Genomic DNA, 14,353 nt, shown 5'->3' on the forward strand with positions numbered 1-14,353 from the left:
CCCAGAACGGCCCGCGGCAATGGCCGTACGGACCGGTGAAAACTGGTCGGCAGATATGGGGGGCAGCCGTGAAAATTGGCTTAATCGGGCCCCGCCGCGGCCTCGGGACAAGCCCGGAAATATCGCAAATTGCGGAAAAATCCGAACCCGCCACGGCCTCGCAAGAGCATAATACCGATTAAAAACAAAGTCTTGAGGCGCATATCTCAGGCGCTACACCAACCCCAGATCCCGCCCGATCAGCGCCGCTTGCGTCCTGTTGCGCGCGCCCAGCTTCCGGCTCAGCCGCTGCACATGCAGCTTCACCGTGACCTCCTGCAGGCCCAGCTGCCGGGCGATCTCCTTGTTGGGCCAGCCCTGCGCCAGCCCCGTCAGGATCTCTCTCTCCCGGGTCGAAAGGGGCTCCCTGATGGCAGCCTCGGCGGAGGTATGACGCTGGATTTCCTCCAGGATCCGCGCAGGCGGCAGCGCCTTGCCCAGCACCGCCCGGGCCCCTGCGCGGGTCAGGGCCTCGGCCTCCGCGCGGTCATGGGCGCCCGCCATGACCAGCACAGGCACCGGCCCCAGGACCTCCGCGATCCGGGCCAGGCCCGCCGGCGGCTCCAGGTCCGACAGCTTCAGATCGACCATCAAGAGGTCCGGCAGCGCCCCGGATTGAGCCCCGGATTGGCCCCCCGACGGTACCCCGGACAGCGCCTCTGACAACGCCTCTGACAGGGACCCGCAGCAGCGCACCTCGATCCCCCGCGCGCGCAGCCAGGCCGCGAGCGTGTCACGCAACAGCGCGTGGTCATCGACCATCAGGATACGGATCGTCACAGCCTGCCTCCCAAGCCTCTTCCCAGCCAGCATCCCACCGGCACATTCGACCCGGCGTCGGGGCCAAATGCCGTCCGGCTACAGGGAACCTTAAGACATTGGCGGTAGCCAAACCCTTACCGCCACAGGACTGACCGCAGGAAAGGATCGGCCCATGCCCCACCTGATGACCCACCCCAGGCACCACAGGATGCTGCGCCCGGGGCCAGCCCGGATCACCGGAACCACCGCCCGCCCGGCACCCATCCTGCCGCGCCTTCTGCTGGCGCTGACGATGCTGATGACACTCCTCTGGGCCGCTCCGCTGCGGGCGGGCGACACCCTGCTCACCCTCACCCTGCCCGACCGCACCGTCACCCTGGATCGCACCGCGCTCGAAGCGATGCCGGTGTCCGAATTCGAAACCAGCACGATCTGGACGGAGGGGGTGCAGCAGTTTCGCGGCGTCCGCATGACCGACCTGCTGGCCCGCTACGACATCACCACGGGCATGCTGCAGCTCACCGCGGCAAATGACTATGCGATCGAAATCCCGGTCGACAGCTTTCGCAGCGATGGCGCCATCCTGGCCTATGACCGCAACGGCGCCCCCATGACGCTGCGCAGCAAGGGGCCGCTGTGGCTGGTCTACCCCTATGATTCCTCGCCCGATTTCCGGTCCGAACTGATCTATTCCAACTCGATCTGGCAACTGGACCGGATGCGGCTCCACTGACCCCGGCGCGGGCGCGGCGGCAATGAAACGGCGCATCATGGCCCGTCATGTAAAGGCCGGTCACATAAAAGACCGCCACATCAAGGCCGCTCACGCGCAGGCGGGACGCAGGCAAGCTGGCGATCCGCCCCAGGGGGCGGAGGGCACCGCTGCCAAGGCAACCACCCGGCGCGCATCCCGTCCCCCCCGGCACGCCCGGATCGACGCGGCCGTCACCCGGCTGACGGTGCTGGGCACCATTGCGGTCCTCTGTCTCGTGGTGATCTCCTTCCTGCTGACGGAGGTGCGTCAGAAACTGGCGGAGCTCGCCTCCTCCCCGGCGGACAACGTCCAGTGGTCTCTCGTCCAGCTGGAGGTCGAATACCTCAACCTGCAAAAGGCCGTGGGCGTGGCGCAACTGGCCACCGCACCCACCCGGGGCGCGCCCTCCGCCTCCGCGACGTCCCCCCCGGACAGCCGCGCCGACGCAGCCGCCAACGCCCCGGCAGAGGCGCTGCTGCAGGTCCGGCGGCGCTATGACATCCTCTACAGCCGCTTCGACACGCTGGCGGTCTCCCCGCTCTATGCCGGGGCGCTGCGCGATCCCTCGCTCGGCGGGGCCTTCGATCACCTCCGGCAGGAGGTGATCTCCCTCGCGCCGCTCATCGACGGGGATGACGACGCCCTGACAACCGCCCTGCCCCAGCTGGCCCGCACGCTGGAAGACCGGCGGCCCTCGCTGCGCCGCATGCTCTCCTTCGCCAACCTGCAGCTGGTGCGCGCCTCCGACAGCGCGCGGCTCGACGTGCTGAAGGTGCTGAAGGTCCTGGCGGCGGCCAGCCTGGTGCTTCTGGCGGCGCTGACGGCGCTGGTCGTGCTCTTCCGTTCCCTCGCCCGGGTCTCCGAACGCCGCCTGGCCCAGCGGCAGGAGGCCGCGGCGCGGCTTGAAACCATCTTCTCCACCTCCCGCGATGCCATCCTGATGCTGGATGCCCGGGGGCGCATCCGCGATGCGAACCTGGCCGCGATCACCCTGCTGGGCACCGAACACGGCCTGCTGAACGGTCAGCCCGTGGGCCGCTTCCTGCGCTACGAGGTCGCCGAAGGCTCCGTCCCCGTGACCGGCAAGGCCCTGCTGGAGGCCTGCGCGGAAGGTGCGCGCACCGGCTATCGCCTGCTGGGGCGGCGCCGCGACGGGGCGCGCTTCCCGGTCGAACTGTCGATGGACGTGACCGACCGTACCGGCGAACGCGCGCTGGTCTGCGTGCTGCGCGACATCTCCCACCAGGTCGCGGCGGAACATGAACTCATGACCTCCCGGGACAAGGCACTGGCCGCCGAACGGGCCAAGGCGCGCTTTCTCGGCGTCATCAGCCATGAAATGCGCACGCCGCTCAACGGGATCCTGGGGGCCATCGACCTGATGGCGGAAAACGACGACCCGGCAGAGGGGCGCCGATTCATAGAGGTCGTGCGCGGTTCCGCCCAGTCGCTGCTGCAACTGGTGAACGACGTGCTGGACATTACCCAGATCGAAGGCGGCGACATCACGATCCGCGCCCTGCCCTTCGACCTCGACAGCCTGCTGGCCGATATCCTGGCCGCGGAAATGCCGCGCGCCCGGGCGCAGGGGAACCACCTCTTCCGCATCGGCACGGCAGAGGCCGGCTGGGTCACCGGCGATGCCACGCGCCTGCGCCAGGTCCTGCTCAACCTCGTGTCCAACGCGGTGAAGTTCACCCGCGACGGCTCCGTCAGCATCGAGGTCCGGCGCGATGCGGAGGAGGTCACCTTCCTGGTGCGCGACACCGGCATCGGCATGACGATGGAGGAAGCCGCCCGCGTCTTCGACGATTTCGTCCGCCTCGACGGGGCGCTGCACCGCCAGATCCAGGGCACCGGCCTGGGCCTGGGCATCGCCCGCCAGCTGGCCCGCGCCATGGGCGGAGAGATCGAGGTCGCCTCGGCGCCCGACAGGGGATCGGTCTTCACCCTGCACCTGCCGCTGCCGCAGGCCTCCGGCCAGAGCCGGCCGCGCGCCACCGGCGCCGATGCAGACGACGCCCCCCGCGCCCCGGCGCAGCGGATCCTGCTGGTGGAGGACAACCCCACGAACCGTTTCGTCGCCCGCCGCATGCTGGAACGCGACGGCCACGCGGTGACAGAGGCCCATGATGGCCGCGCCGGGGTCGAGGCCGCCCAGGCCGCGCCCTTCGACATCATCCTCATGGATGTCTCGATGCCGGTGATGGACGGGCTCGAAGCCTCCGCCGCGATCCGCGCGGGCGACGGGCCCAACCGTTGCACCCGCATCGTCGCGCTGACGGCCCATGCGGGCGAAGATGTCTCCGAACGGCTGCTGGCGGCGGGCCTGGACGAGGTCGTGGCCAAGCCCATCCGCGCCCGGGTCATCCGCCGCCTTCTGGCCGAACCCCGGCGCAGCCCACGCCACGCGGCAAGGGCCGAAAGGGATGCAACGGACGGCGGGGACGGCACGCCCCCGCCATCCTCATCACCTCAGAGCGACTGAGCGACCTCCACGATCGCCTCGCGCAGGATCTCCGCGCAGCGGTCGATCATCGCCTCGTCCATGATCAGCGTCGGCGACAGGATCAGCGAATTGCCCAGCGGCCGCGCGATCAGCCCGCGCTTCTGCGCCGCCTTCGCCACCCGCTCGCCGATCATCACCTCGGGTGCAAAGCTCGCCTTCGTCGCCTTGTCCTGCACGAACTCGATGCCGATCATGAAATGCGACCCGCGCACCTCTCCCACGATCTCCAGATCCGCCAGCGCCTTCAGCCCGGCCTCGAACCGCGGGCCGGTCACGCGCACCCGCTCGGGGATCCGCTCCGCCTCCATCAGCGCGATATTGGCCAGCCCCGCCGCCGCCGCCGCCGGGTGCCCGGCATAGGTCATCCCCTGCAGGAAGCTGCCGCCGGGGCCGGAAATCACCTCGTGGATCTCATCCGACAGGATCGTCGCCGACAACGGCTGGTAGCCCGAGGTCAGCCCCTTCGCGGTGTTGATGATATCCGGCTGCACGCCGAAAACGTCCTTCGAGGCAAAGAAATGCCCAAGCCGGCCAAAGGCGGTGACCACCTCGTCGCTGACATACTTGATGTCATTGGCGCGGCAGACCTCGGCCATGCGCAGGTGATAGCCCTCGGGCGCCACGATCACGCCGCCCGCGCCCATGATCGGCTCCGCCACGAAGCAGGCAATGTTGTCCGCCCCGATCCGCGCGATGGTCTCCTCCAGGTCGAGGATCAGCGCATCGAGGAATTCCGCCTCGGTCATCTCGCCGCCCTCGCGCCAGTAATGCGGCGACTTCAGGTGATGCACGATCTCCCGCGCGCCGGACCAGCCGACGGAATAGACCGGCGTGGTCATCGCGGCGGTCAGGTAGCTGGACCCGTGGTAGGCGCCGTGCCGGCTCAGCACCATCTTCTTCGCAGGCTTGCCCAGACGCTCCCAGTAGTGGTGCAGGATCCGCACCGCGCCGTCATTGGCCACCGACCCGGAATTGCCGAAATGCACCTTGTTCAGGTCCCCCGGCGCCAGCTCCGCCACCTTTGCGGCCAGCGCTGCGGCGGCGGGATGGGTGAAGCTGTAGAAGGTGGAATAGTAATCCAGCTCCTTCAGCTGCGTGGTGATCGCGTCGATGATCTCGTCCCGGCCGTGGCCGACGTTAACGCACCACAACCCGCCGATCCCGTCGATGTACTCGGTCCCCTCGGCATCGCGCACCATGGCGCCCCTGGCGCCCACGATGGCCATGCGCGCGGCATTCTGCTTCAGCGCGTTCAGGTCGGCCCAGCACTGGACCAGGTGGTTGTCGGCGGACAGGATCTCATCCGTGCTCTTGGGCAGGTCCAGGCTCATCGTCTCATCTCTCTTTCGCTTCTGTGAAATCTTTCAACTGGCGCGACCGCAGGTCCGCCGCCACCTCCGCCGCCGGGGCAAGATCGGCCACCAGCAGCACTTCGCCCCGTCCCGCAGCGGCCAGCGCGCGCCCGTCCGGCCCCGCGATCACCGATCGCCCGCCGAACCGCAGCCCGCCGTCCGCCCCGCAGAAGTTGGCATAGGCAATCACCATGTCCCCTTCAGAGGCCCGCGCGGGCACCAGCAGGTCGGACACATGCTCGAACCCCTCCGGGTTCGCCGTCGGCACCAGCAGGAGGTCAACCCCCCGCGCCGCCAGCGCCCGCACATGGGACGCGAATTCCACGTCGTAGCAGATCAGCAGACCCGTCCGGATCCCCTCCAGCTCGAAGTCGACATAGGCCTCTCCCGCCACGAAGGAGGCCTTCTCCATCGGGCCGAAAAGCTGGATCTTGCGGTAATGGCCCAGCAGGCTTCCCCGCCGGTCCAGGCAGGAGGCGGCGTTGTAGACCGCCGCCCCCTCCCGTTCCGCCCAGCCGATGGTCAGGCCGCATCCCTCGGCCCGGGCCATCTCGGACAGCCTGCGCAGCCACCCGGCCTCAAGGCCATGCTCAAGGCTCTGGGCGACTGTCCCGTGCAGGTCCGGCCGGTTGTAGCCGGGCAGGAACAGCTCCGGCATCACCAGCATATGCGCCCCGGCCGCCGCGGCGGCGGCAAGGGATCTGCGGATGACGGAGAAAGCCTCCTCCGTGGCCCCGCCGCAGGCGGGGCCCTGGTAAAGTGCCAGTTTCATGGATGGGATTACTTCTTCAGGTTGGTCCAGATCTGGTCGTACATGACCTGCACATCCTGCGGGCAGGCCTCGACGAAGACGCCATGTGCGCCTTCCGGCGGATTGCCTTCGGGGCTGTCGGCGACCTCGGGCAGCAGGAAGTCATGCACGCCCTTCACGCCCGCGCTGTAGCGCGCGTAGTTGGTCAGCTCCGCCGCGTTTTCCGGCTCCAGCATGAAGTCCATGAACTTCAGCGCGTTCTCGCGGTTGGGGGCATCCTTCAGCAGGGCCAGGTTGTCCATCCAGACGATGAACCCTTCCTTGGGGAAGGCATATTCGATGTTGGCGCCCTCTTCCCGCGCCTTGGACGCGAAGCCGGACCAGATCATGCCGGCCGCCGCATCACCGGACACCAGCACGTCCTTGGCCACGTCGGACCCGAAGCTCGCCCAGCCCTTCTTGGCCTCCTGCACCAGCGCGTTCAGCGCCTTCAGCTGCTCGCGGTCGCTGGTGCACTGCGGGATGCCCAGATGCAGCGAGGCAAAGGTCAGCGTCTCGCCCGCCGTGTCCAGCACGTTGATCTTGCCGTAAAGCTCCGCCGGCGGCTCGAAGATGATCGAGGTGGTCTCGATATCGCCCTTGTAGACGTCGCGGTTGACCGCGAAGGAGGTCGACCCCCACTGGTAGGGCACCGAGCTGTGGCGGCCCTCGTCGAAGGGCACGTCGACCCACTGCTGTTCGATATTGTCGAAGTTCGACAGCTCGGAAGGCTCGAAGGTGTCCAACATGCCCTCGTCGCCGAGGATCTTCACCATGTAGTCGCCCGGCACGGCCAGGTCGTAGCTGCCCAGCTTGCCCGCCTTCAGCGCCGCCAGCAGCGCCTCGTTGCTGTCGTAGGTGTCCATGGTGACATGGATGCCGGTCTCCGCCTCGAACTTGTCGAGCAGGTCCTGGGGCATGTACTCGAACCAGTTGTAGAGCATCAGGTCACCTTCCGCATGGGCCGCGGTGGCGACGCTCAGCGCCAGGATGGAGGAGGTAAGGAGCTTTTTCATGAGGATCTCCGCTGTTGGTTGGGTTGGTTATGGTTGTTGGTCGTGCGTATTGGGTCAGGTCAGGACTTCTGCTGGCCGATCCGGCCGATCAGCCAGGACAGGGTGACGAAGACCACCGAGATGCCCAGCATCAGCGTGGAAATCGCCATGATGTTCGGTTTGATCCCCTGTTTCACCGCGCCGAAGATGGCGGTGGGCAGGGTCTCCACCCCCGCGCCCTTGACGAAGTTGGTGATCAGGAAGTCGTCGAGCGAGATGATGAAGGCCAGCAGGAAGCCCGACAGGACGCCCGGCATCATCAGCGGCAGCAGCACCAGCTTGAAGGCCTCCCAGGGGCTTGCGTAAAGGTCCATGGCCGCCTGTTCGTACTGGTCCGAAAGGCTCTCCATCCGGGCGCTGATGGGCAGGTAGGCGAAGGGGATGCAGAAGGTGATATGCGCCAGCAGGATCGTCCCGATGCCACCCCGGAACCCGATGGTGGTGAAGAAGATCAGGCTGGCCACCGCCGTCACCACCTCGGGCACCATCAGCGGCAGGTTGATCAGGGCGAACCCGGCCATCTTGCCCCGGAACCGGCCCGCCCGGTGCATCGCCACGGCGGCGCTGGTGGCGATGATCGTCGCCGCACTGGCCGCCAGCACCGCGATCACCAGCGAGTTGACCATGGCGCGGCGGAACTTCGGGCTCTCCGGTCCGGTGAAGACATCGACATACCAGTCCAGGCTGAACCCGCCCCAGTTGGTGATCGAGGTCGAGGCGTTGAAGCTGTAGACCCCCACCACCAGCAGCGGCGCGTAAAGCACCACAAGGCACAGGACGGTCACCGGGAAGAAGCCGGGAAAACGGCGCAGGTCGAGGCTCTTCATCGCTGCGTCTCCTTCATCTGGGCGCGGGCGTAGATCAGCAGGACGCCCATCACGATGGTCATCAGGATCATCGCCACGGCGGCCCCGAAGGGCCAGTTGCCGGCAGCACCCTTGAACTGCTCCTCGATCAGGGACCCGATCATGAAGGTCTTCGCCCCGCCCAGCAGGTCCGGCGCCAGGAAGGCCCCAAGCGAGGGCACGAAGACCAGGATGGATCCCGCGATGATCCCCGGTTTCACCGCCGGCAGGATCACCAGCCTGAGCGTGGTCCAGGGCCCGGCGTAAAGATCGGCGGCAGCCTGGCTCAGCGCGAAATCGTAGCGTTCCACGGCGGCATAGATCGGCAGCACCATGAAGGGCAGGTAGCTGTAGAACAGCCCCAGCTGGACGGCGAAATTGGTGTTAATCAGGTGCAGCGGCTCCGCGATCAGGCCCAGCCCGGTCAGCGCCGCGTTCAGCGGCCCGTCATCGCGGATCACGAACTTCATCGACACGGTGCGGATCAGCAGGTTCACCCAGTATGGGATCGTCACCAAAAACAGCCAGACCGCCCGCTGCGACGGCGCCCGCGTGGCGATGAACCAGGCCGTCGGGAAGCCGATCAGCAGGCAGGCAATCGTCGCCACCCCGGCCTGCCAGATCGACCGCCAGAAGATGCCGATATAGGTCCATTCGATCTTCGGCGCCTCGTCTCCGAACAGGCCCCGGTCGAAGAAAAACTGGTCATAGGCCGCCAGCGTCGGCTTCCAGATGACGCCGCCCCGGAACTCCTTGGTCAGGAAACTGTAGACCGCCATCAGCAGCACCGGCAGCAGCAGGAAGATCCCGATGACGACCCAGCTGGGCAACATCAGCCGTCCCGCGTTGCCGCGATAGATGTCCGAAGACTGGCCCGGGCCGCCGGGCGCTGCCCCGGCCATCAGTCCGCCAGCAGGCGCGCCGCACCTGCCTCCAGCGTCACGCCGACCTCCGCGCCGCGCTCCGGCACCTGTGTGCCCGCCGCATTCTGCAACCGCAGCTTCAGCTGCGTCCCATCCGCCAGCCGCGCCAGCATCTGGATGTCGGTGCCAAGATAGACCTCATCCTCCACCACGGCGGTCAGCTCCCCTGCCCCAGCGGCACAAAGCGCCATCCGCTCGGGCCGCACCGACAGGTGCCCGCGCCCGGAAACGGCGCCGGGCGTCGCCGGACAGTCGATCGGCGCGCCCCCGGGCAGCACGACATGTGCCATGCCCTCCGAAACGCGCTCCACCGCGACCTCCAGCAGGTTGGTCTCCCCGATGAAATCGGCCACGAACCGGTTCGCGGGCGCCTCGTAGATCTCCCGCGGGCTGCCCACCTGCTGCACGTGACCGGCGCTCATCACCGCAATCCGGTCCGACATGGTCAGCGCCTCTTCCTGGTCATGGGTGACAAAGACGAAGGCGATCCCGGTCTCCCGCTGCAGCGCCTTCAGCTCGGCCCGCACCGCCTGGCGCAGCTTCAGGTCCAGCGCCGACAGCGGCTCGTCCAGCAGCAGGACCTGCGGACGCGGCGCCAGCGCACGGGCCAGGGCCACCCGCTGCTGCTGCCCGCCGGACAGCTGCCCGGGCTTGCGGTCCGCGAATTCCGTCAACTGCACCAGCGCCAGAACCTCACGCGCCCGCCCCGCCGCATCCGCCCTGGTCCAGCCCAGCCGCCGGGTGCCGAAGGCCACGTTCTCCGCCACGCTCATGTGCGGGAACAGCGCGTAATGCTGGAACACCGTGTTCACCGGCCGCTTGTGCGGCGGCAGCGCGGCAATCGGCGCCCCGCGCAGCAGGATCTCGCCCTCGGTCACATCCTCGAACCCGGCAATCGCCTTCAGCAGCGTGGTCTTGCCGCAGCCCGAGGGGCCCAGCAGGGTGAAGAACTCGTTTTCCCGGATTTCCAGCGACACACCGTGCAGCGCCGTGAACCCGCCATAGCGTTTCACCACCTGCCGCACGTCCACGGCGATACCGCCCGTGCCTGCCTTGCCCGTGCCTGCCTTCACGGTCCCTGACGTCTCGGAAATCCCAGCCTGTTTCATCGCTGCTTGCATACCCCGTCTATTCGCCCTCATACCCTAGAATGACGATTTACAGGGGGTATATACCCCCATGGAGGTATGGATGCGTAATTTGCCCAACATGACCGAGGCCGGCCTTGGCCGCGCCATTGCAGCGCTGGGCACGGATCGCTTCGAAACCCATCTAAATCAATGGCTTGCCCGCTGCTTTGAGATCGACAACACCTCCATGCTGGCCTATTTTCAGGACCGCCCGCCCCAGGCGCTCTTCACCCGTGCCGAAGAAAAGCGCGTCCATGCAGAGCTCGAATCGGCCTACATCCAGGGCGGCGCATACCTCCTCGATCCCTTCCATGCCCTGCACGTGGATCGCGCCGCCCCCGGGCTCTACCGCCTGCAGGACATCGCCCCGGACCAGTTCCGCCGGAACGAATATTTCGCCGTCTACTACCAGCGGACCACGCTGATCGACGAACTGGCCTATGCCGCAAATCCCGCCGAAGGGGTCTCCGTCCATGTCTGTCTTGGCCGCGACGCGACCTCGGCCCGGCGCTTCAACGCCCGCGACATGGAAGCGGCGGCGCGTATCGCGCCCATCGTCACCGCCCTGATCGAACAGCATTGGAGCACGCTCTCCTCCACCGGCGATTTCTCCGAAAAGGCGCTCTCGACCCGGCTGATCGCGGAACTGAAGGCGCACAACGGCATCGCCCTGTCCCCCCGCCAGGCAGAGATCGCGATGATGATCCTGCAGGGGCACAGCTCCGTCTCCATCGGCCTGCGCCTGGGGATCAGCCCCCAGACCGTGAAGGTGATCCGCAAGCAGCTTTACCGCAAATGCGCGATCTCCTCCCAGGCGGAGCTCTTCTCGCTGATGATGCCGCTCTTCTCCGCGCTGACCTGAAGCCAAAGGGGCCTGCCCCGCACCTACCCCGTAGGGCGGGGTTCACCCCGCCGCTCCCGCCACCCCCGACGCCCGCGCTTACGCCGTAGGGCGGGGTTCACCCCGCCGCTCGCGCCGCCCCCAAAGCCCGCGCTACGCCGTAGGGTGGATGCAATCCACCTGCCGAAGCCCCGCCCAAACCCACCGCACGCTCCGTTAACCCGCGGCGTTTTCCGGTTTCTGCACCGCCGCGATACCGACGCAATACCGACGTGATACCGACGTGCCGTTTTGGCCCCGAAACGCCTGTTAACCCGGGGTTTCACAAGGTGAGTCGCCGCAGTGCAGTACCGACGTTGGGACGATGCGGGTAAGGTCCCGTTCACCTTTCGATACGGGTTGCGATCTGCCGTGTGCCGGAAACGAAGAAGGCCCGCTTGCGCGGGCCTTTCTGCTGCCAACCATCCCCGGGGGGATGATGGCGGAGAGACAGGGATTCGAACCCTGGAGACGGTTTCCCGCCTACACACTTTCCAGGCGTGCGCCTTCGACCACTCGGCCACCTCTCCGTGAGGGGGCTTCTAGCTAAGTTCGCAGGGGGAGTGCAAGAGGCCAAAGTCAAAAAGATGAAGGTTTTTTTCGCCCTTCCGTCAGGGGCATGAACCACCCCCGCGCCGAACCCCTTGCAGGCTTGGCGCAACCCCGGAATCAGGCCCGAAATCCGGCCCAAAATCAGGCCCCAATTCCGGTTCTGAAACCGGGGCCCTCAGCGGCGCTCAGCGCTCCCCGCCGTCGCCATCTCCATCGCCACCGGCGCCGCCGTCCTCGATGTCCTGCGGGCGCAGCTGGGCGCGCGCGGCAGCCGGGCTGATCGCCTCCTCGCCGCCGGCGGGCTTGCCCTGGGCTTCTGCGGGTTTCGCTTGCGTCGCAATGGGTTGCGCATCGTCCGCGCGCGGCCCGCGCCCCTGATCCTGCCCCTTCGGCATCAGCGCCTCGGGGTTGCGCAGCCAGATGTCGCGCTGCGCGAAGGGGATCTCTATTCCCTCCTCGCGGAAGCGTTCGGCGATGCGGTGGTGCATCTCCGTCTGGACCACCAGGATCTGCGTCACGTCGCGCAGAATTGCCCGGATTTCGAAGTTCAGACTATCCGCCCCGAAGGCGGTGAAGATCACCCCCGGCGGCGGATTCAGCAGGACCAGCGGCTGCTCTTCCGCGATCTCCTGCAGGATCTGCACGACCCGGCGCGTATCGGTCCCGTAGGCCACCCCGACAGAGACGATCAGCCGCCCGATCAGGTTCCCCCGGGTCCAGTTCGTCACCTGCCCACTGATCAGGTCGGCGTTCGGCACGATGACATCCGTCCGGTCAAAGGTCTCGATCCGGGTGGAGCGGACGGAGATCGACCGCACAAAGCCCATCTGCCCGCCGACCTCGATCCAGTCGCCCTCCGAAATAGGCCGTTCAATCAACAGGATAATGCCCGAAACGAAGTTCGACACGATGGTCTGAAGGCCGAAGCCGACCCCGACCGAAAGCGCACCGGCGACAATGGCGAGGGAGCTGAGGTCGATCCCCGCCGTGGTGATCGCCACCAGCGCGGCAAGGAAGATCCCGACGTATCCCAACCCGGAAATCACCGCGTTCTGGCCGCCCTTGTCCAGCTTGGTCTTGGGCAGGACAGAGGTCTTCATCGTCCCCTGCACCAGCCGAGTGATCCCGTATCCCAGCACGAAGACGATGATGAAGATCATGAAATCGCTGGGAGAAATATGCGTCTCCCCGATGTCGAAGCCGACCTTGAAGCGGGTCCAGGCCTCTGCCAGGTCGGTCTGGCGCGCGCCCCAGATCAGCGCGAAGAGCGGGATGGAAAGCACCGTCAGCAGGAAGGCCAGCAGCACCGGCAGCAGCGCCTCGGTCGCCCGCGCGCGGTCCCCCGTGATCACCACGTAAGTTTCCAGCACCAGCTTCTGCAGGATCGACAGAAGCGCAATCAGTTCCAGCGTGTAGAGCGTGCGGATGGTCAGCGCCGTGCCGACCTCGAAATACCCGATCGCGGCCAGAATCGGCCCCGCCACGGCGCAGATGGAAACGGTCTGCCCCAGCAGGAACACCAGCTGCCGCCGGAAGGAGGCATTGCCCGCGCCCTCCTCGTCCTCGACCTCTGTCCGGCCGTGTTGCACCAGGAAGCGCGAGATCCGCAAAAGGAACAGCCCGGTGACGACAAGTAGCGGGAAAAGCAGGACATTATGCGTCGCGGCAGAGAAATCTTCCTGCGACGCAGCCTGGTAGAACATCCAGTAGAGCGCCAGGACGAGGCCCAGCACATTGGCATAGACGCGGCCCTCGCGGCGCTGCGTCGGGCTCAGTTCCAGCATCACCCCCGCCCGGTCGGACACGGGGAAGACATAGCCGCTCAGCCAGCGGGTGGTGAACAGCAGCAGCCCCGCCCCGAAGAGCGAACGCATCACCGCATCGCCCCGGTCGCCCAGCAACCCGCTGGTGATCGCCGCCGCGCTCAGGATCGCCACGCCGACGGCCGGCAGCGCGATCTGCCCAAGCGACACGATGAAGGAGGCGAGCCAGCGTGCGGCCGATCTTTCCTGGTCCAGCAGCCTGACTGCCAGCCGCTCGATCCAGCCGCGCCCCCGCGCCACCAGCAGCAGCGCCAGCAGCACCAGCAGGCCGATGACCGGAAGATTCCCCTTGAAGACAGAGCGTTGCGCCTCGTCCTTCCAGTTGGAGGAGATGTCGGAAACGATTGCGCTCAGGAAGGATTTCAGGTCCTCGAAGGCCCCCGGCCACTTCGTCGGATCCAGGGGCGACGGCCCCAGTTCCAGCAGGGCCTTGGTCTGACGCGCGCGCATCGCGGCATCCAGGGCCTGGATCAGCGCATCGGCCCGGCTGTAGGCGATCTGGGCCTGGCGCGCAGGGCTTGCCAGCTCATCCAGCCGCGCCTGCAGCTCCTCGCGCTGCTGGGCGATGGCTTCCGTCTCCTCGCCGTTCTCCGGCGCCGGACCCAGGGTGTCCAGCTGGGCCTGGGCGGCGCTGATGGCGGCGGAATTCGCCGTCTGGGCGGAATCGAACTTCGACCGCCAGGTGACCAGGTCCGTGCGCAGCGCGGTCAGGGCGTTGTCGCTCGTCCCGTCGTCGCTGATCGCAGTTTCCGCTTTTGTCGCAAAGGCTTCCCAGTCGGAATAATCCGACGACGTCAGGGTTACGGTCTGGCTGTCACCGTCCTGTGCCACCGCCGGGGCCGGTGGCAGCCCGGCGGTGAGAAGGAGTGCCAGACACAGCGCGAGGATCCGCAGGGAAGCGGGGAAGAAACGTCTCGCAGTCATGGGCACTCCTTGGTC

Annotated in this window: 11 protein-coding genes and 1 tRNA gene; 3 read left to right on the forward strand and 9 right to left on the reverse strand. The window is 67.0% G+C overall.

Features of this window, described 5'->3' with window-relative positions; genetic code table 11:
• Positions 1 to 213: 213 nt before the first annotated feature.
• Positions 214 to 819, reverse strand: a complete 606-nt coding sequence (locus AC2IR1_RS12635) for a response regulator transcription factor (protein ID WP_486472324.1) — start codon at positions 817 to 819, stop codon at positions 214 to 216.
• A 154-nt stretch (positions 820 to 973) separates the two neighbouring features.
• On the opposite strand from AC2IR1_RS12635, the gene AC2IR1_RS12640 reads away from it, so the two are divergent.
• Complete coding sequence (locus tag AC2IR1_RS12640; RefSeq protein WP_486472325.1) at positions 974 to 1,534, forward strand: putative pterin-binding protein; 561 nt, start codon at positions 974 to 976, stop codon at positions 1,532 to 1,534.
• A 37-nt stretch (positions 1,535 to 1,571) separates the two neighbouring features.
• Positions 1,572 to 4,043 (forward strand): ATP-binding protein, encoded by a 2,472-nt coding sequence (locus AC2IR1_RS12645; RefSeq protein WP_486472326.1) that lies wholly within the window; start codon positions 1,572 to 1,574, stop codon positions 4,041 to 4,043.
• Here AC2IR1_RS12645 and AC2IR1_RS12650 read toward each other — a convergent pair.
• Genes AC2IR1_RS12650 through AC2IR1_RS12675 form a run of 6 tightly spaced genes read right to left on the reverse strand, consistent with a single transcriptional unit; the run spans position 4,031 to position 10,138 of the window.
• Entirely contained in the window at positions 4,031 to 5,395 is a 1,365-nt protein-coding gene (locus AC2IR1_RS12650) for an aminotransferase class III-fold pyridoxal phosphate-dependent enzyme (protein WP_486472327.1), read from the reverse strand. The two genes, AC2IR1_RS12645 and AC2IR1_RS12650, sit on opposite strands and share 13 nt — an antisense overlap.
• Before the next feature lie 4 nt (positions 5,396 to 5,399).
• Positions 5,400 to 6,188: a carbon-nitrogen hydrolase family protein gene (locus AC2IR1_RS12655; protein ID WP_486472328.1), complete on the reverse strand. Its 789-nt coding sequence runs from the start codon at positions 6,186 to 6,188 to the stop codon at positions 5,400 to 5,402.
• An 8-nt stretch (positions 6,189 to 6,196) separates the two neighbouring features.
• The gene (locus AC2IR1_RS12660; protein WP_486472329.1) at positions 6,197 to 7,222 is read right to left on the reverse strand and encodes an extracellular solute-binding protein; all 1,026 of its coding nucleotides are present in this window, start codon (positions 7,220 to 7,222) and stop codon (positions 6,197 to 6,199) included.
• A 59-nt stretch (positions 7,223 to 7,281) separates the two neighbouring features.
• Positions 7,282 to 8,088: an ABC transporter permease gene (locus AC2IR1_RS12665; protein ID WP_486472330.1), complete on the reverse strand. Its 807-nt coding sequence runs from the start codon at positions 8,086 to 8,088 to the stop codon at positions 7,282 to 7,284.
• Positions 8,085 to 9,008 carry an ABC transporter permease gene (locus AC2IR1_RS12670; protein WP_486472331.1) on the reverse strand — a complete coding sequence of 308 codons (924 nt, stop codon included), beginning with the start codon at positions 9,006 to 9,008 and terminating at the stop codon, positions 8,085 to 8,087. The genes AC2IR1_RS12665 and AC2IR1_RS12670 overlap by 4 nt, the downstream gene beginning before the upstream one ends.
• A complete protein-coding gene (locus AC2IR1_RS12675; RefSeq protein ID WP_486472332.1) occupies positions 9,008 to 10,138 on the reverse strand; it encodes an ABC transporter ATP-binding protein in 1,131 nt (376 codons plus the stop codon). The genes AC2IR1_RS12670 and AC2IR1_RS12675 overlap by 1 nt, the downstream gene beginning before the upstream one ends.
• Positions 10,139 to 10,220: 82 nt before the next feature.
• Here AC2IR1_RS12675 and AC2IR1_RS12680 point away from each other — a divergent pair, with 82 nt between their 5' ends.
• On the forward strand, positions 10,221 to 11,021 hold the full coding sequence (locus tag AC2IR1_RS12680; protein WP_486472333.1) for a helix-turn-helix transcriptional regulator: 801 nt from the start codon (positions 10,221 to 10,223) through the stop codon (positions 11,019 to 11,021).
• Positions 11,022 to 11,479: 458 nt separating this feature from the next.
• Here AC2IR1_RS12680 and AC2IR1_RS12685 read toward each other — a convergent pair.
• Both AC2IR1_RS12685 and AC2IR1_RS12690 read right to left on the reverse strand, forming a co-directional pair.
• Positions 11,480 to 11,569: transfer RNA gene (locus AC2IR1_RS12685), tRNA-Ser, on the reverse strand.
• Between the two features lie 207 nt (positions 11,570 to 11,776).
• Positions 11,777 to 14,338 (reverse strand): DUF3772 domain-containing protein, encoded by a 2,562-nt coding sequence (locus tag AC2IR1_RS12690; protein WP_486472334.1) that lies wholly within the window; start codon positions 14,336 to 14,338, stop codon positions 11,777 to 11,779.
• Between the last annotated feature and the right edge of the window lie 15 nt (positions 14,339 to 14,353).

The sequence above is a fragment of the Pseudooceanicola sp. NS-SX8 genome (genome assembly GCF_057380755.1).